This window comes from Acidovorax sp. GW823-FHT01C06 (genome assembly GCF_058798375.1).
Genome location: NZ_JBXAKN010000007.1, coordinates 50,431 through 68,211, shown reverse-complemented (window position 1 = coordinate 68,211; position 17,781 = coordinate 50,431). Strand labels below are relative to the sequence as shown.

Annotated in this window: 14 protein-coding genes; 2 read left to right on the top strand and 12 right to left on the bottom strand. The window is 69.8% G+C overall.

Annotated elements, in window-relative coordinates; genetic code table 11:
• Nucleotides 1-12 precede the first annotated feature (12 nt).
• From AC1RCS_RS15445 to AC1RCS_RS15395, 11 genes are all read right to left on the bottom strand, one after another.
• Nucleotides 13-1,848: an ABC transporter ATP-binding protein gene (locus AC1RCS_RS15445; protein WP_218338533.1), complete on the bottom strand. Its 1,836-nt coding sequence runs from the start codon at nucleotides 1,846-1,848 to the stop codon at nucleotides 13-15.
• 108 nt (nucleotides 1,849-1,956) lie between these two features.
• Nucleotides 1,957-2,733: a sulfite exporter TauE/SafE family protein gene (locus AC1RCS_RS15440; protein ID WP_218294932.1), complete on the bottom strand. Its 777-nt coding sequence runs from the start codon at nucleotides 2,731-2,733 to the stop codon at nucleotides 1,957-1,959.
• A gap of 109 nt (nucleotides 2,734-2,842) precedes the next feature.
• A complete protein-coding gene (locus tag AC1RCS_RS15435; protein WP_218294933.1) occupies nucleotides 2,843-3,775 on the bottom strand; it encodes a LysR family transcriptional regulator in 933 nt (310 codons plus the stop codon).
• Nucleotides 3,776-3,798: 23 nt separating this feature from the next.
• Nucleotides 3,799-4,266 carry a CopD family protein gene (locus AC1RCS_RS15430; RefSeq protein ID WP_218294934.1) on the bottom strand — a complete coding sequence of 156 codons (468 nt, stop codon included), beginning with the start codon at nucleotides 4,264-4,266 and terminating at the stop codon, nucleotides 3,799-3,801.
• A gap of 113 nt (nucleotides 4,267-4,379) precedes the next feature.
• Nucleotides 4,380-4,694 (bottom strand): hypothetical protein, encoded by a 315-nt coding sequence (locus AC1RCS_RS15425; protein WP_492245304.1) that lies wholly within the window; start codon nucleotides 4,692-4,694, stop codon nucleotides 4,380-4,382.
• A 31-nt stretch (nucleotides 4,695-4,725) separates the two neighbouring features.
• Complete coding sequence (locus AC1RCS_RS15420; RefSeq protein ID WP_218294936.1) at nucleotides 4,726-6,090, bottom strand: sensor domain-containing protein; 1,365 nt, start codon at nucleotides 6,088-6,090, stop codon at nucleotides 4,726-4,728.
• Nucleotides 6,091-6,289: 199 nt separating this feature from the next.
• Nucleotides 6,290-7,153 (bottom strand): isocitrate lyase/PEP mutase family protein, encoded by an 864-nt coding sequence (locus AC1RCS_RS15415; protein WP_218294937.1) that lies wholly within the window; start codon nucleotides 7,151-7,153, stop codon nucleotides 6,290-6,292.
• A 73-nt stretch (nucleotides 7,154-7,226) separates the two neighbouring features.
• Nucleotides 7,227-8,414: a 2-methylaconitate cis-trans isomerase PrpF gene (prpF, locus tag AC1RCS_RS15410; protein WP_492245303.1), complete on the bottom strand. Its 1,188-nt coding sequence runs from the start codon at nucleotides 8,412-8,414 to the stop codon at nucleotides 7,227-7,229.
• Between the two features lie 36 nt (nucleotides 8,415-8,450).
• Nucleotides 8,451-11,087, bottom strand: coding sequence for a Fe/S-dependent 2-methylisocitrate dehydratase AcnD (gene acnD, locus AC1RCS_RS15405; RefSeq protein ID WP_369642498.1), 2,637 nt, complete (start codon nucleotides 11,085-11,087; stop codon nucleotides 8,451-8,453).
• Nucleotides 11,088-11,141: 54 nt separating this feature from the next.
• Nucleotides 11,142-12,314 carry a bifunctional 2-methylcitrate synthase/citrate synthase gene (gene prpC / locus AC1RCS_RS15400; protein WP_492245302.1) on the bottom strand — a complete coding sequence of 391 codons (1,173 nt, stop codon included), beginning with the start codon at nucleotides 12,312-12,314 and terminating at the stop codon, nucleotides 11,142-11,144.
• Nucleotides 12,311-12,715 (bottom strand): acyl-CoA thioesterase, encoded by a 405-nt coding sequence (locus AC1RCS_RS15395; RefSeq protein WP_218294941.1) that lies wholly within the window; start codon nucleotides 12,713-12,715, stop codon nucleotides 12,311-12,313. Before AC1RCS_RS15395 ends, prpC begins: the two co-directional genes overlap by 4 nt.
• A gap of 123 nt (nucleotides 12,716-12,838) precedes the next feature.
• On the opposite strand from AC1RCS_RS15395, the gene AC1RCS_RS15390 reads away from it, so the two are divergent.
• Nucleotides 12,839-14,323: a short-chain fatty acyl-CoA regulator family protein gene (locus AC1RCS_RS15390; RefSeq protein ID WP_492245301.1), complete on the top strand. Its 1,485-nt coding sequence runs from the start codon at nucleotides 12,839-12,841 to the stop codon at nucleotides 14,321-14,323.
• 27 nt (nucleotides 14,324-14,350) lie between these two features.
• On the opposite strand, the gene AC1RCS_RS15385 is transcribed toward AC1RCS_RS15390, so the two are convergent.
• Nucleotides 14,351-14,554, bottom strand: a complete 204-nt coding sequence (locus AC1RCS_RS15385; protein ID WP_492245300.1) for a hypothetical protein — start codon at nucleotides 14,552-14,554, stop codon at nucleotides 14,351-14,353.
• Between the two features lie 18 nt (nucleotides 14,555-14,572).
• Between AC1RCS_RS15385 and AC1RCS_RS15380 the strand changes: the two genes are divergently transcribed.
• Complete coding sequence (locus AC1RCS_RS15380; RefSeq protein ID WP_492245299.1) at nucleotides 14,573-17,728, top strand: bifunctional diguanylate cyclase/phosphodiesterase; 3,156 nt, start codon at nucleotides 14,573-14,575, stop codon at nucleotides 17,726-17,728.
• The last annotated feature ends 53 nt before the right edge of the window (nucleotides 17,729-17,781 follow it).

Below are 17,781 nucleotides of genomic sequence, written 5' to 3'. Positions count from 1 at the left end.
CCTGCGGCTACATCAGTCTTCTTCCGATTCGCCCAGGAATCCGCCGCTCTGGTGCCCCCACAGGCGTGCATACACGCCGCCCTGGCCCAGCAGCTGCGCGTGCGTGCCTTCTTCCACGATGCGGCCCGCGTCCATCACGATGAGGCGGTCCATGGCCGCGATGGTGGACAGGCGGTGCGCAATCGCGATCACGGTCTTGCCCTGCATCAGGCTGTCCAGGCTTTGCTGGATGGCGGCCTCCACCTCGGAGTCGAGCGCGCTGGTGGCTTCATCGAGCAGCAGGATGGGCGCGTCCTTGAGCATCACCCGCGCGATCGCGACCCGCTGGCGCTGGCCGCCCGACAGCTTCACGCCGCGTTCGCCCACATGCGCCTCGTAGCCCGTGCGGCCTTGCAGGTCGGTCAGCGTGGCGATGAAGTCCGCCGCCTCGGCGCGCTCGGCCGCCTTGTGCAGGTCGGCCTCGCTCGCGTCGGGGCGGCCGTACAGGATGTTGTCGCGCATGGAGCGGTGCAGCAGCGAGGTGTCCTGCGTCACCATGCCGATGGAGCGGCGCAGGCTGTCCTGCGTGACGTGGGCGATGTCCTGGCCATCGATGAGGATGCGGCCCGAGCTGACGTCGTGAAAGCGCAGCAGCAGGTTCACCAGCGTGGACTTGCCGGCGCCCGAACGGCCGATGAGCCCGATCTTCTCGCCCGGCCGGATGACCAGGTTCAGCCCGTCGATCACGGGCCGGCCGTTGCCATAGGCAAAGCTCATGTTGTCAAAGCGCACCTCGCCCTGGGTCACGGCGAGTGGCTGGGCATCGGGTGCATCCACCACCGTGCGCGGCCTGGTCAGCGTGTTGATGCCGTCCTGGATGGTGCCCACGCTCTCGAACAGGGTGGTCATCTCCCACATCACCCAGTGCGCGTGGCCCGACACGCGCAGCGTCATGGCGGTGACGGCGGCCACGGCGCCCGCGCCCACCTCGCCGAGCGACCACAGCCACAGCGCCGTGCCGCACGCACCCAGGATCATGACCACCACCAGGATGTGATTCACGATCTCGAAGAGGCTCACCAGGCGCATCTGCGCGTAGCCGGTGAGCTTGAAGGCGTCCATGGCCGCGCGCGCGAATTCGGATTCGCGGCGCGTGTGCGAGAACAGCTTGACGGTGGCGATGTTGGTGTAGGCATCGGTGATGCGCCCGGTCATCACCGAGCGCGCATCGGCCTGGGCCTTGCCCACCTTGCCCAGGCGCGGCACGAAATACCAGCAAGCCAGCCCGTAGGCCACCATCCAGGCGGCGAACGGGGCCAGCAGCCGCACGTCAAACCCGGCCAGCAGCACGAGGATGGTGACGAGGTAGACGCCCATGCCGATCACCACGTCGGTGGTGGTGAAGATCATGTCGCGCACGGCCAGCGCGGTCTGCATGATCTTGGTGGTGATGCGGCCCGCGAACTCGTCGGCATAGAAGGCCATGCTCTGGCCCAGCATCAGGCGGTGGAAGTTCCAGCGCAGGCGCAGCGGGAAGTTGATGGCCAGCACCTGGTGCTTGATGGCCGTCTGCAGCGCCACCAGGCCCACGGAGCCCAGCAGCAGCGCGGTGATGCCGAGGATGGAGGCCTTGTGCTGCGTCCACAGCGCACCGGGTGCGACGGTGGAGAGCCAGTCGACCACATGGCCGAGCACGGCGAACAGCAGGGCTTCGTACACCGCGATGGCGGCGGACAGCCCCGCCATCGTGGCGACGTAGCCACGCAGGCCACGCGTGCCATCCCAGACGAAGGCCATGAAGTCCTTCGGGGGCAGGTGGGGTTCGGCGGGGGGATAGGGGGGAAGGCGGTTTTCGAAAAACTTGAACACGTAGCGCGGCTCCTCTTCGCCCGATGGTAGAGGACCGGGGCGCGGCGCGCGCGCCGGCGGGCCCTTGTCCGCAACCCAAGTAGGTGAACCGGCGGCCGGGGCCTGCGGCTATGCGCCCGCCCACTGCCGCCACAGCAGCAGCACGCCCGAGCACAGCACCACCCCGTGGACCACGCGCAGAAATTGTTCGCGCGACAGGCGCAGCGTGATGCGCCGCCCGATGGCCGTGCCCAGCAGCATGGCCGGCACCAGCGCGGCCGCCAGCACCAGCACCGGCGCCTGCGCGTACACACCCGCCAGCAGGAACAGCACCGCGCGGGTCAGCGTGCTCAGCCCGATCAGGGTGGACTGCGTGACGCGGATACGGTCCTTGTCGTCCAGCCGCCCCGCCAGGTAGATGGCATAGAGAAAACCGCCGCTTCCAAAGAGGGCCGAGAAGATGCCGCCGATGAAGCCAAAGGGCAGGGCCGCGCGCGGGGGCAGCGCCGACCGGGGCTTGTGGCCGCTCAGCGCATGGAGCGCATAGCCCGTGGCGAATGCGCCCAGGGCCCACTGCAGTGCATCGGGCCTCCCCCAGAGCAGCAGCGCGGCCCCCGCGAGGCTGCCCGCGGCCATGAACGGGACCAGGCGGCCCAGCTCGGCGCGGTCGGCCGCATGGCGGTCGCGTGCGATGTTGGTGGCGGCGGCGAAAAAATCGAGCAGCGCCAGCAGCGGCACGATGGTCGCGACGGGGATGAAGTGGGCCAGCACCGGCCCGGCCACCAGGGCGGTGCCGAAACCGGCCATGCCGAAGATCACGTAGGCGGCGGTCACCCCCGCGCAGATGAGGGCCAGTTGCCACGGCTGGACGGCGGGCAGAAAGTCGGCAAGGGTGGAGAGCGGCATGGTGGCGGGGGCAACAGGCACGGTGGACGAATGCGATGCACTCTACCGGCGGTCCCCCTGCACATCCAATACCGAATGGGGCGGGTATCTATCTCGAAATCAGCTGGGTTCAGCCCGCAGGCGGGTGGGAGCCGGGGGCCTGTGGCAGCGGGGCGAAGCTGCGCACCATGGCATCCGCGAACTGCTGCACCAGGGGCGCTGCGTCCTCGCGCCACAAGGCCAGCACCGCCGTGCGGTGACCCGTGCTCCCGGCCAGTGGGCGCACGGGCACACCCGGCGGTGCCCATGCTGCCAGCGATTCGGGCATCACCGCCACGCCAAAACCTCCCTGCACCAGGGCCAACTGCGACCATTTGCGCGAGCGTACCCGCGCGCTGCGCGGCTCGAACCCGGCCGCCCGGCACAGCTGGGCCACGTGGTGGCTGAGGCCGCCCCGGTCCAGGTGGGGCGTGGCCACGAAGGACTCCCCGCGCAAGTCGCCCAGTGCGATCTCGGGCGCTTGCGCCAGCGCATGGCCGGGGGGCAGGGCCACCACCAGGCCCTCGGTGTACAGCGGCTCATAGTGCATGCCGGGGTAGCGGCGCAGCACCGGCGCGCGCGCCAGGCCCATGTCGGCGCGCGCCTGGGCGATGTCGGGGGCCTGGTGCTCGGACGAGGATTGCGATACCTCGACCGACACCCCCGGGTGCTGCGCCAGATGGCGGCGCAGAAAGGACTGCAGCGCGGGCGTGAGCGGCACCGAGCTGGCATGCAGCAGGTGCACCGTGCCCTCGATGCCGCGCTGCGCATCGCGCGCGTTGACGGCGGCCTGCTGCAGGTCGGCGAGGATGCGGCGCGCGTCGGCATACAGCGACCGCCCCGCGGGGGTGGCCTGCAGGTGCCGCGTGCCGCGCTCGAGCAGGGGTACCTGCAGCGCCTGTTCCATGTCCTTGACCTGGCGGCTCAGCGCCGACTGGGCGATGAACAGCCGCTCGGCCGCCAAGCTGAAGCTGCCCGCGTCCACGATGTCCACGAAGTAGCGCAGCTGCTTGTGCGTGAGCATGGGCAGGAAGCGGCGGTGCGCCGTCAGGCCAGCAGGGTGACGACGATCGTGACCACGCCCAGCGCCAGATTGACGCCTACCCAGCTGCGGATGCTGGCGAGGGCCTGGCCGCCGGCAGGCCAGTCCGAGGCGGCCACCGCGCGCTGCAGGCGCCTGAACAGCGCGAAGCGGATGTGGCCGAAGATGGCCATCATCACCAGGCCCAGGGTGGCCATGACGGTCCAGTCCAGCGGCATGGAAAACGAGCCGCCGGCCTGCACGGCCTGCCTGGCCACGCGGCCGATCATCCACAGCCCGCTGGCCAGCACGACCACGACGGCCACCGACACCGCCGCGAGAAAGCGCTGGAGCACGTCGTGCATCAGCCGCACGCGCTGCGCGGGCTCCAGTGACTGCGCGGCCGGGCGCAGGAAGAAATGCGCGAACACCATGCCTCCTATCCACACCACGATGGACAGGACATGGGCGAGCTTGAGGGCGTTGTAGAGCATGGGGGCGGGGCCGTAGGCCGTGGGTGAAGGGCGCGGGTGCGAAAGGCGCATTGTGCAGCGACATCGCCGCCAGCCGCCGGGGGGGCGTGGCGCAGCGGCTTGCCGGGCGGTGGCTAGTGCCCCGCCCGGTGGCCCCGGGCCGGGCGCAGGCTTCGCACGGCGCGCAGCAGGGCTGGCCCCGCCAGGGCGAGCGCGAGCAGCCCCCAGGTGGCCAGGTAGCACCAGCTGGCTGGGCCTTCGCGGCCCATGCTTTCGATGCCGGTCGTGCGCTCCAGCCACGACCAGAACGGAAAGGCCGCGAACGTGAGGACCATCGCCACCGGCAAGGCCAGCACGGCAAGGCCCAGCCGCTTCAGGAGCTGCAGGGCCGCCGCGCGGCGGTGGGGCGTGGGCGCGGCGCAGGTGTCGCCGGGGCGTGGGGCGTGCATGGCGGTCCGGTGGTGCGGGCGGCCCAGGCCGCTACGGGCCCCTGTCCGCGCGGGGCTGCGGCGCAAGCCGCACCTGGTTGCCCCCGTTTTTCTTCGAGAGGTACATGGCGGCGTCGGCGTGGCCCAGCAGGTGGTGCACCTCGCTGCCGTGCTCGGGGTGCAGGGCCACCCCGATGCTGGGGTGGATCGCCAGCCTCGTGCCCTCCAGGTCGAAGGCCTGGCCGAATGCCGCCAGGATCTTTTCGGCCACCGCCGTGGTGTGCCCTTGCGCGGGGCCATGCTCGAGCAGCACCACGAACTCGTCGCCGCCCAGGCGGGCCACGGTGTCGGAGCCGCGCACGCATTCCAGCAGCCGCTGCGCCACCCGCTGCAGCAGCAGGTCGCCCATGGCATGGCCCAGGGTGTCGTTCACGTCCTTGAAATGGTCCAGGTCGATGAACAGCAGCGACAGCTGGCCCTGGTCCCGCCGGGCGCGGGCGAGGGCGGTCTTCAGTCGGTCCAGGAACAGCTGGCGGTTGGGCAGGTGCGTGAGCTGGTCGTACTGCGCCATGTGCTCCAGGCGCTCGTGCATCTGCTGGCGTTCGATGGCGGCCGCGACCTGGGTGGAGACGAACTGCAGGAGCTCCTTGTCCTTGTCGGTGTAGCGGTACTGCCCGGTATGGCTTTGCAGCACCAGCGCGCCGATGGCGCCCTGCGGTGTCTGCAGCGGCACGCCCAGCCAGTACAGCGGAAGGTGTTCGTGCGGCACCTCCACGGGCAGCCCGGCCCGCGTGGTGGGCGTGAGCAGCAGGGTACTGCCGTTGCGGATGACCTCGGCGCACAGCGAATCGCGCACCAGCGCCATGGGGGCGGGCATGGGCAGCCCGTCGCTCACGTGGTAGGGAAAGCTCAGAGCGCCGTTCTCGCGGTCGTACAGCGCCACTGAAAAATCGGTGGCGGGCAGCAACTGCCCGACGGTGTGGTGGATGCGCCCGAACAGCGTATCCAGGTTGGGCGCTGTCTGCGCCGCTTCGGAGATCGCGTAGATCGCCCCGCGCATGGACTCGGTGAACTTGCGTTCGGTGATGTCGTGGGCCACGGCCAGCCGCAGCTGCCGGTCGGGCAGCCAGCGCGCCGTCCAGCGGATGTGCGCGACGGTGCCGTCCTTGCGCACATAGCGGTTCTCGAACTGAAGCTGCAGATGGCCCTCGGTCACGCTGCGCGCCTGGCGCTCGGTGGCCTCGAGGTCTTCGGGGTGGACCATGTCCAGCATGCGCCGCCCCACCACCTCCTGGGGCGCATAGCCAAAGATGCGCTCGAAGGCAGGGCTCACGAACACGATCCGGCTGTCGGCTTGCACGATGCAGACGGCATCCAGCAGCAGGTCTACGATGTTCGCGGAAGAAATGCTTTGCATTGGCAGGGCGCGCACAAGGTACGGAAAACCCATTGTGCAGCGCGGCCCGCGGCTGTGCCGTGGCGTGTGCGTAAAACGCTACGCCGTCGCGCGCTGGCTTGACGCCCGCGGATTGGCCGCACCGCGTGGCGTCAGGCCGTTTGATTGCTATTGAATATGTAGCTGCTTGCGCTTTTGCAGCAAGCGCCAGGACTGCTTTTTATTGGTATTTGCGCTCCAGCGCATCCCATTCGGGCTTGCGCACCAGGCGCTGGCGTTCTGCAAAGGGCGCGACCAGGGCGGGGTCTTCGTCGATGCGCCGGGTTTCGCGCAGCACCGCCAGCGCCTTCTGCATGCCGGCCACGGCACCTTGCAGCGCGGCATTGGCGTACAGCACAATGCCGTAGCCCAGGCCCGCCAGTTCCTCGGCGCTGACGATGGGGGTCTTGCCGCCGATCACCATGTTCATGAGCTGGGGCCTGTCGGCCAGGCGCCGGGGCAGGGTGCGGATTTGCTCGGCCGTGGTCACGGCCTCCACGAACAGGATGTCGGCGCCGGCCTCGCCGTAGCGCTGCGCGCGCTCCACGGCGGCTTCGAAGCCCTGGGTGGCGCAGGCGTCGGTGCGGGCCAGGATCAGGGTGTCCGGGTCGCGGCGCGCGTCCACCGCCGCCCGGATCTTGCCCAGCATCTCCTCGGTGGAGATGACCTCCTTGCCGTTGAAATGCCCGCAGCGCTTGGGGCTGACCTGGTCTTCGAGCTGGATGCAGTCGGCGCCCGCGCGCTCCAGCGTGCGCACCGCATGGTAGGTATTGAGCGCGTTCCCGAAGCCGGTGTCGGCGTCCACGATGAGCGGCAGCTCCACCGCGTCGCGGATGCGCGCCGTGTGGTCGGCGATGTCCGTGAGGCCCATGAAGCCCTGGTCGGGCAGGCCGAACCACATGTTGGTGACGCCCGCGCCGGTGACGTAGAGGGCCTCGAAGCCCAGGTCGGCCACGACGCGGGCGGAGAGGGCGTTGAACGCGCCGGGCACGAGGATGCCGCGGCGGGCTTCGGCCAGGGACTTGAGTCGCTGCTTGGTGTTCATCATTTTCTTCTTCGCTGTTGGTTCAATGGCGGCACGCAGGCGTGCCGCACTTTTCCTGAAACCGCGCCGCCGCTCAGGGGGCGGGCACCCTGACCCAGCCTTCCATGAGGATGCGGGCGCTGCGGCTCATCACGGCCTTGGTGACCTGCCACCGGCCGTCGACCTGTGCGGCCTCGGCGCCCACGCGCAGCGTGCCGGACGGGTGGCCGAAGCGCACGGCACCGCGCGGGCCGCCGCCCGCCGCGAGGTTGACCAGCGTGCCCGGGATGGCGGCGGCGGTGCCGATGGCCACGGCCGCCGTGCCCATCATGGCGTGGTGCAGCTGGCCCATGGAGAGCGCCCGCACGAGCAGGTCCACGTCCTGCGCCTCGACGCGCCTGCCGCTGGAGGCCGTGTAGCCGGCGGGCGGTGCCACGAAGGCGATCTTGGGCGTGTGCTGGCGCGTGGCGGCCTCGGCCAGCTCCCGGATCAGGCCCATCCTCAGCGCGCCGTGCGCGCGGATGGCCTCGAAGCGCGCGAGCGCCTGCGCGTCGCCGTTGACGGCGGCCTGCAGCTCGGTGCCGGTGCAGCCGATGTCCCGGGCATTGAGGAAGATGGTCGGTATGCCCGCGTTGATCAGCGTGGCCTGGAAGCTGCCGACGCCCGGCACGTCCAGGCGGTCGACCAGGTTGCCGGTGGGGAACATCGCGCCGCCGTCCTCGCCCTCGTCCGCCGGGTCGAGGAATTCAAGCTGTACCTCGGCGGCCGCGAAGGTCACGCCGTCCAGCTCGAATTCGCCCGTCTCCTGCACCTGCCCGGCGGCCATCGGCACGTGCGCCACGATGGTCTTGCCGATGTTGGCCTGCCAGATGCGCACGGCGGCGGTGCCGTCGCGCGGCACGCGCGCCGCATCGACCAGCCCCATGTGGATGGCGCAGGGCCCCACGGCGGCCGAGAGGTTGCCGCAGTTGCCGCTCCAGTCCACGAAGGGCTGGTCGATGGAGACCTGGCCGAACAGGTAGTCCACGTCATGGCCGGGGCGCGTGCTGCGGCTGAGGATCACGGCCTTGCTGGTGCTCGACGAGGCATTGCCCAGGCCGTCGATCTGCTTGCCATAGGGGTCGGGGCTGCCCAGCACGCGCAGCAGCAGGGCGTCGCGCGCGGCGCCGGGCTGCCGGGCCGCCTCGGGCAGGTCCTGCAACTGGAAAAAAACGCCCTTGCTGGTGCCGCCTCGCAGGTAGGTGGCGGGGATCCGGATCTGTGGCGCAAAGAGTGTCGTCATGTCGGATTTTTCAAATTTGATAGCAGCCAGCGCTTGTCATGACTGCGCCAGGGGCTGTTTTTGCTTGACATTCTGGGCCAGGAAGTCCTGGGCGAAGCGCTGCAGCACGCCGCCCGCTTCGTACACGGAGACTTCCTCGGCGGTGTCCAGGCGGCAGGCCATGGGCACGTTCACCACCTCGCCATTCTTGCGCCGGATGACGAGCATGAGCGTGGCGCGTGGCTGCGGCTGGCCTTGCACGTCGTAGGTTTCGGTGCCGTCGAGCCCCAGGGTCCGCCGCGTGGTGCCGTCCTTGAACTCCAGCGGCAGCACGCCCATGCCGATCAGGTTGGTGCGGTGGATGCGCTCGAAGCCCTCGGCCACCACGGTTTCGACGCCCGCCAGGCGCACGCCCTTGGCGGCCCAGTCGCGGCTGGAGCCCTGGCCGTAGTCGGCGCCGGCGATGATGATGAGCGGCTGGCGGCGGTGCAGGTAGGTTTCGATGGCCTCCCACATGCGCATGACCTGGCCTTCGGGCTCCACCCGGGCGAGCGAGCCCTTGCGAACCTGGCCATCCACCACGGCCATCTCGTTGACGAGCTGCGGGTTGGCGAACGTGGCGCGCATGGCGGTGAGGTGGTCGCCGCGGTGGGTGGCGTAGGAGTTGAAGTCCTCCTCGGGCAGGCCCATGCTGTGCAGGTACTCTCCGGCCGCGCTGTCGGGCAGGATGGCGTTGGAGGGCGAGAGGTGGTCGGTGGTGATGTTGTCCGGCAGGAGGGCCAGCGCCCGCATGCCCTTCAAGGTGCGCGGGTTCGCGGCCAGCGCGCCCACGCCTTCGGTGTCCCAGTAGGGCGGGCGGCGGATGTAGGTGGACTGCGCCCGCCAGCCGTACTGCGGCGATACGCGCTGGCCGTCGTCGTGCCGGATGGCGAACATCGGTTCGTACACGGCGCGGTACTGCGCGGGCTTCACGGCGGCCTTCACGACGGCGTCGATTTCCTCGTCGGCGGGCCAGATGTCCCTCAGGCGCACGGGCTTGCCGTCCACCACCGTGAGCACGTCGTTCTCGATGTCGAACCGCACCGTGCCCGCGATCGCATAGGCCACGACCAGCGGCGGCGAGGCCAGGAACGCCTGCCGGGCATAGGGGTGGATGCGCCCGTCGAAGTTGCGGTTGCCCGAGAGCACGGCGGCCGTGTGGAGGCCGCGGCCGATGATCTCCTGCTGGATGTCCGGATCGAGCGCGCCGCTCATGCCGTTGCAGGTGGTGCAGGCGAAGGCCACGATGCCGAAGCCCAGCTTTTCGAGGTCCTGCAGCAGGCCGGCTTCCTTCAGGTACAGCTCCACGGCCCTGGAGCCGGGGGCCAGCGAGGTCTTGACCCAGGGCTTGCGCGCCAGGCCCAGCCGGTTCGCATTGCGGGCGAGCAGGGCGGCGGCGATCACGTTGCGCGGGTTGGAGGTGTTGGTGCAGCTCGTGATGGCCGCGATGATCACGGCGCCGTCGGGCATCGTGCCTTCTTCCGGCGTGGGCATGCGCCAGACGCCCGCGATGCCCTTGGCCGCCAGATCGGCGGTGGCCACGCGCGCATGCGGGTTCGACGGGCCCGCCAGGTTGCGCACCACGCTGGACAGGTCGAACTCCAGATGGCGTTCGTACACGGCCTCCCTGAGCGAGTCCGACCACAGGCCGGCGTGCTTCGCGTAGGTCTCGACCAGCCTGACCTGCTCCGCCGCGCGGCCCGTGAGGGTCAGGTACTCCAGCGTCTGCGTGTCGATGCTGAACATGGCGGCGGTGGCGCCGTATTCGGGGGCCATGTTCGAGATGGTCGCGCGGTCGCCAATGGTCAGCCTGGCCGCGCCTTCGCCATGAAACTCCAGGTAGGCACCCACCACCCTGGACTTGCGCAGGAACTCGGTCAGGGCCAGCACCACGTCGGTGGCGGTGATGCCGTCCTGGCGCTGGCCGGTGAGCTTGACGCCCACGATCTCGGGCAGGCGCATCCAGCTGGCGCGGCCCAGCATCACGTTCTCGGCCTCCAGGCCGCCCACGCCGATGGCGACCACGCCCAGGGCATCCACGTGCGGCGTGTGGCTGTCGGTGCCCACGCAGGTGTCGGGATAGGCCACGCCGTTGTCCGCATGGACCACGGGCGACATCTTCTCCAGGTTGATCTGGTGCATGATGCCGTTGCCCGCGGGGATGACCTGGACGTTGGAAAACGCTTTTTTCGTCCACTCGATGAAGTGGAACCGGTCCTCGTTGCGGCGGTCCTCGATGGCGCGGTTCTTTTCGAACGCATGGGGGTCGAAGCCGCCGCACTCCACGGCCAGCGAGTGGTCCACGATGAGCTGCACGGGCACCACGGGGTTCACCTGGGCCGGGTCGCCGCCCTGGGCCGCGATGGCGTCGCGCAGGCCCGCCAGGTCCACCAGCGCGGTCTGCCCGAGGATGTCATGGCAGGCCACGCGTGCCGGAAACCACGGAAAGTCGCGTTCGCGCCTGCGTTCGATGATCTGCACCAGGCACTCGCGGACGATGGCCGGGTCGGCCCGGCGCACGATGTTCTCGGCGTGCACGCGCGCGGTGTAGGGCAGGCGGTTCCAGGCGCCGGGCTGCAGCGCCTCGACGGCTTGGCGGGCGTCGAAATAGTCCAGATCGGTACCGGGCAGGTTCTTGCGGAAGAGGGTGTTCATGGCGTGGGGCGGGCGCGGACGGTGGCACCGTCCGTCGCCGTTGGGGGGGCGAATTTACTTGCGGTCCTGAATGGGCACGAACTGCAGGTCGTCCGGGCCGGTGTAGTGCGCGCTCGGGCGGATGATCTTGTTGTCGATGCGCTGCTCGATGATGTGCGCCGCCCAGCCGCTGGTGCGCGCGATGACGAACAGCGGCGTGAACATCGCGGTGGGCACGCCCATCATGTGGTAGCTCACGGCGCTGAACCAGTCGAGGTTGGGGAACATCTTCTTGGCCTCCCACATCACCGACTCCAGCCGCTCGGCGATGTCGAACATCTTGGTGCTGCCGGCCTCCTCGGAGAGCTGGCGCGCCACGCGCTTGATGACCTCGTTGCGCGGGTCGCTCACGGTGTAGACCGGGTGGCCGAAACCGATCACCACTTCCTTGGCCTCCACCCGGCGGCGGATGTCGGACTCGGCCTCGTCGGCGTTGTCGTAGCGCTTCTGGATCTCGAAGGCCACCTCGTTGGCGCCGCCGTGCTTGGGCCCGCGCAGCGCGCCGATGGCGCCGGTGATGCACGAGTACATGTCGCTGCCGGTGCCGGCCACCACGCGCGCGGTGAAGGTGGAAGCGTTGAACTCGTGCTCCGCGTACAGGTTCAGCGAGGTGTGCATGGCGCGCTCCCAAGCGGCGGGCGGCTTTTGGCCGTGCAGCAGGTGCAGGAAGTGCGCGCCGATGGAGTCGTCGTCCGTCTCCACCTCGATGCGCTTGCCCTGGGTGGACCAGTGGTACCAGTACAGCAGCATCGAGCCGAGCGATGCCATCAGCCGGTCGGCGATGTCACGCGCGCCGGGCGTGTGGTGCCCGTCCTTCTCGGGCAGCACGCAGCCCAGGGCCGACACGCCCGTGCGCATCACGTCCATGGGGTGGCTGCTGGCGGGCAGCTGCTCCAGCGCCTCCTTCACATTGGCCGGCAGGCCGCGCAGCGCTTTCAGGCGTGCCTTGTAGCCGCGCAGTTCGGCGGCGGTGGGCAGCTTGCCGTGCACCAGCAGATGGGCGATCTCCTCAAACTCGCAGACATCGGCGATGTCCAGGATGTCGTAGCCACGGTAGTGCAGGTCGTTGCCCGTGCGGCCCACGGTGCACAGCGCCGTGTTGCCGGCGGTCACGCCCGACAGGGCGACGGATTTCTTGGGCCTGAAGCCCGCGGGTGCGCTGGTGCTCGGGGTTGCGGTATCGCTCATGGTGTCTCCATCGGGGAAAAAGGGGTGGGGCGGCCCGTGGCGTCCACGGCCACCATTTCAAACGTGCCGCACAGGGCGGGCAGGTGCCGCCCCGAGGCCAGGTCATGTGCCGCGCCTTCGACCTGCACGGTCATCGAGCTGGCGCCGGTGCGCACCACGCGGGCATGGAGTTCCAGCGCCTGCCCCTGGGGCACGGGCGCCAGAAAGTCCACGCCGCCGCAGCGCGCCATCACCACGGCGCTGCGCGCATGCCGGCTGGCCGTGACGAAAGCGGCCTGGCCCATGAGCAGCAGCGCCTGGCCGCCAAACAGGGTGCCGTAGTGGTTGGTGCGTCCGGGGAACACCATTTCGGTGAACGCCTGGGTGCCGGGGGGCTGGTGCGGGTGGGTCGCTTGGTGCATGATTCGCAATGTACGCATCCGGGATTCGCGGCACTACCCCTGAATCGGCGAATGATTGCGAAGTATTTTTGGATGATTTGCAAATATTGCAAATATTCATCTTCTTGACCCCTGGACCTTGCGATGAGAAAAACCTTCATGGGCGTGCGCCTGCGCCGCCTGCGCGAAGAACGCGGCATGACGCAGGTTGCGCTGGCACGCGCGCTGGACCTGTCGGCCAGCTACCTCAACCAGCTGGAGCAGAACCAGCGGCCCCTCACGGTGCCGGTGCTGCTCAAGATCAACGCGGTGTTCGGCGTGGATGTGCAGCGCTTTTCGGACGACGACGAGGCGCGCCTCATCACGGGCCTGCGCGAGGTGCTGGCCGACCTCCCCGCGGGCCTGGGCGGGGAGGGGGCGGGCGATGCCGTCTCGCTGGCCGAAATCCGGGAGCTGGCCGCCGGGATGCCCGCCGTGGCCCGCACCTTGCTGGCATTGCACCAGCGCCACCGGCAGGCCCTGGAGCGGCTGGAAGCCCTGGGCGCGCTCAATGCGCAGTGGGGCCTGGGCGACGAGCGCGGCATGCCGCCGCTGCAAGGCCACCCCCCCATGGCATACGAAGAAGTGCGCGACTTTTTCTTTGCCCGGCAGAACCATATTGCCGAGCTGGACGACGCGGCGGAGCAGTGCGCCGCCGATTGGTCGCTGCAGCCCGGGCGCTCGGACGAGGGCCTGGCGGAGCGGCTGCTGGCCGCCCATGGCGTGCGGGTGGGCAGCGCGGCGGATGCGCTGCCGGGCAACGCGCAGCGCGTCTTCGAGCCCGGGACGCGGGTGCTGAAGCTCGCCGCGGGGCTGGAGCCGGGCCAGCGCGCCTTCCAGATGGCGACGCAGCTGGCGTTCCTGGAGCAGGGGCCGCTGCTGCGGCGCATCGCCGACGGCGCGGGACTGTCCGGCGACCAGGCCCGGGCGCTGGCGCGCATCGGCCTGGCGAACTACTTTGCGGGGGCCCTGGTGCTGCCGTACACGGCCTTCCTGCGCGCGGCCGAAGCCGTGCGCTACGACCTGGACCGGCTGGGCCACCAGTTCGGCGTGGGGTTCGAGACGGTGTGCCACCGCTTGTCCACCCTGCAGCGACCCAGCGCGCGCGGGGTGCCGTTCTTCTTCGTGCGGGTGGACCGGGCGGGCAACATCTCCAAGCGCCAGTCGGCGACGCACTTTCACTTCAGCAAGATCGGGGGCACCTGCCCGCTGTGGAACGTGTACGAGGCGTTTGCCCAGCCCGGGCGCATCGTGCCCCAGCTGGCGCGCATGCCCGACGGCCGCGCCTACCTGTGGGTGGCGCGCACGGTCTCGCGCGGCGGCGGCGGCTGGGGGGCGCCGGGCAAGGAGTTCTCGGTGGCGCTGGGCTGCGATGTCCGCCACGCGCCGCAGCTGGTGTATTCGCAGGGGCTGGATCTCGCGAACCCGCACGGGGGCGTGCCCATCGGCATGGGCTGCAAGGTGTGCGAGCGCGACGCCTGCCCGCAGCGCGCGTTTCCTCCCATTGGCCGGGCGCTGGACGTGAACGAGAACTGGAGCCGGTTCGCGCCGTACCCCGTGGCCGACAGCCGCACGGGGCCGGCGTCCTGACGCAGGTTATGAAATGTGCTCATCAATTCATAGCTGCTGGCGCATGAGGGTGTTGCGCTGACGGCACTTTCCACCAAATAACTCATTGGTAACCAGTTGTTCTGCCGCAGGTTGCTCCAAAGGGCTGCGGATTGCCGCTATCCTGCGCCTTGCGGCCGGGCCCTGGCGCGGCCAACGACCCACCGCAACACCACCCACCACCACGGCCCAGACGCTGTTCTGATTCTTCATGCCCACCCGTTTCCTGCCATGGCTTCCTTGACGCCAGACGGTCGCTATCGGCACTGGCTGGCCGGGCTGGGCGTGGCCGTGCTGGGCGTGGCGGTCAGCCTGTGGCTGGCCTGGCAGCAGGCCGACTCGGTGGCCCAGGCCGGGCAGACCCGGTTCATGCAGGAGGCCCGCGCGTTCGCCGACGCGCTGAGCCAGCGGATCGAGGGGCATACCGAAGTCGTCAACGGCCTGCGCGGCCTGTTCACGGCCAATCCGCACCTGACCCGCGCGGAGTTCGAGCGCGCGGCGAGCGACCTGGAAGTGGGCCAGCGGTATCCCGGCGTGCGCAACCTGTCGTTCACCCGCTGGGTGCCGGGCGCCGAGCGAGCCGCCTATGAAGCCCGGGTGCGCGCCGACACCTCGCTGTCCACCCACGGCTACCCCGACTTCGCCATCCGGCCACCGGGCGAGCGGGCCGAGTACTTCGTGGCCGAGTACCTGTGGCCCATGGCAGGCAATGAAAGCGTGCTGGGCCTGGACATCAGCGCCCAGCCCACCAACCTGGCCGCCATGCAGTACAGCCGGGACAGCGGCCACACCGTGGCCTCGGCCCCGTTCGACCTGCTGCAGGAGGACAAGCACCGCGCGGGCTTCGTGATCCGCGTGCCGGTGTTCGACTACACGGCGGGCACGCCGGAGCCGCGCTTCCTGGGCGCGGTGGCGTCCACCATCCGGGTGTTCGACCTGGTGCAGGCGCTGGGGAGCCAGGGCCTGCTCAACGGCATTGCCGTGTCGATGGAGGACCATGGCTCGGTGCGCGCGGGCTCCACCGACACCACCGTCCGGCCCCTGCTGGCGCAGTCGTCGGCGGCGCTGCCCGATGCGCAGCCGTTTGTGCGCGACCTGCTCGTGCACGACCGGCGCTGGCGCCTGACCTTCCATCCCGCGCGCTCGTTCCTCTCGCCGTCCGAGGCGCGGCTGCCGGTCCTGGCGGGGCTGGGGGGCATCCTGGTGTCCCTCCTGCTGGCTTCCACGGTCGGGCTGCTGGTGCGCCAGCGCACCATGGCGCTGGTGCGCGCGCAGGCGTCGGACGAGGCCCGCCACGAGAGCGAGGAGCGTTTTCGCGCCCTGTTCAACCAGGCCAGCGTGGGGGTCGCGCTGCTGGACACCTCCACCGGCCGGTTCCTGCGCGCCAACCAGCGCTATGGCGACATCGTGGGCTACAGCCCCGAGGAGATGCAGGAGCTCAACATCCGGGCCATCACGCACCCCGACGACCTGGAGACGGACGCGCAGCACCTGGAGCGCCTCAAGTCAGGGGAGGTGCCCGAATACCGGCTGGAAAAGCGCTACATCCACAAGCGCGGCCATTCGGTGTGGGTCGACCTCACCGTGTCGCCGATGTGGGTGCCCGGGGCCACGCCCGACCACCACATCGCCGTGGTGCAGGACATCACCTCGCGCAAGCGCATGGAGGACACCCTGCGCACCAACGAACACCGGCTGCGGGGCATTCTGGAGCGCCTGCCCATGGGCCTGTGCCTGGTGCAGCCCGACGGGCGCATCAGCTTTCGCAACCAGCGCTATGTGCAGATCTGCGGGTACACCGAGGCCGAGGTGCCCGACGTGGACACCTGGTGGGAGCGCGCGTTCCCGGAGCGCGAGGAGCGCGAAACCGTGCGCCAGGGCTGGCGCGAGGCGGCGCAGAGCGCCCAGGCCGGCGACGGCGTGATCCCCGGCGCCGAGTACCTCATCCGCTGCCATGACGGGCAGCTGCGCCCCGTCGAAGTCTCGGGGGTGCAGGTAGAAGGCGGGCACCTGGTCACCATGCAGGACCTGAGCCAGCGCAAGGCGGCCGAGGAGGAGATCAACCACCTGGCCTACTACGACCCGCTCACGCGCCTGCCCAACCGCCGCCTGCTCATGGACCGGCTGCAGCAGGCGCTGGCCACCAGTGCCCGCCACGGGCGCAGCGGCGCCTTGCTGCTGCTCGACCTGGACAACTTCAAGACACTCAATGAAACCCGGGGCCATGACAGCGGCGACCACCTGCTGCTGCAGGTGGCGCACCGCCTGCGCGGCTGCGTGCACGAGGACGACACCGTCGCCCGCCAGGGAGGCGACGAATTCGTCGTGGTGCTGGAAGACCTGGGCGACAACCCCGAGGAGGCCGCGGCCCGCAGCGAAGAAGTGGGCCAGCGCATCCTGGCCACCCTGCGCGAGCCCTACATGCTCAACGGCACCGCGCACCACAGCTCGCTGAGCATGGGCGTCACCATCTTCAGCGGCATGCGCGAGACCGTGGACGAACTGCTCAAGCGCGCCGACCTGGCGCTCTACCAGGCCAAGAACGCCGGCCGCGACACGCTGCGCTTCTACGACCCCCAGATGCAGGCCGCCGTGAGCGCCCGGGCCGCGCTGGAGCGCGACATGCGCATTGGCCTGGCGCAGGGCCAGTTCGAGCTGTACTACCAGCCGCAGATCGACCGGGGCCGCATCACCGGTGCCGAGGCGCTGCTGCGCTGGCGCCATCCACGCGACGGTTTTGTCTCCCCCGCGCATTTCATCCCGCTGGCGGAGGAGACAGGCCTGATCCTCCCGCTGGGCGAATGGGTGCTGCAGGTGGCCTGCGGGTGCCTGGCCCGCTGGGCCGCGCAGCCCGAGCTGGCCGTGCTGAGCCTGGCGGTGAACGTGAGCCCGCGCCAGTTCCACCAGGGCGATTTCGTGGCCCAGGTCCTGGCCGCGCTGGCCAGCTCGGGCGCCCAGGGGCACCAGCTCAAGCTGGAGATGACCGAGGGCCTGCTGCTGGACGACGTGGAAGACACCATCGAGAAGATGGGCCAGCTCAAGGGCTACGGCGTGGGCTTCTCGCTGGACGACTTTGGCACGGGGTACTCGTCGCTGGCCTACCTCAAGCGCCTGCCGCTGGACCAGCTCAAGATCGACCAGAGTTTCGTGCGCGACGTGCTCACCGACCCCAACGACGCCGCCATCGCCCGCACCGTGGTGGCGCTGGGCACCAGCCTGGGCCTGCGCGTGATCGCCGAAGGGGTGGAAACCGAGGCCCAGCGCGAGTTTCTGGAGCGCCACCACTGCCACGCCTGGCAGGGCTACCTGTTCAGCCCGCCCGTGCCGGTGGCCGAGTTCGAGGCGCTGGTGCGCCAAACGAATGGGACGGGCGCGCAGCACGCGTAGCCCTGGCACACCGGCCCGCACCAGCCCGCCCGCCACCCTGCCGGTACAGGATC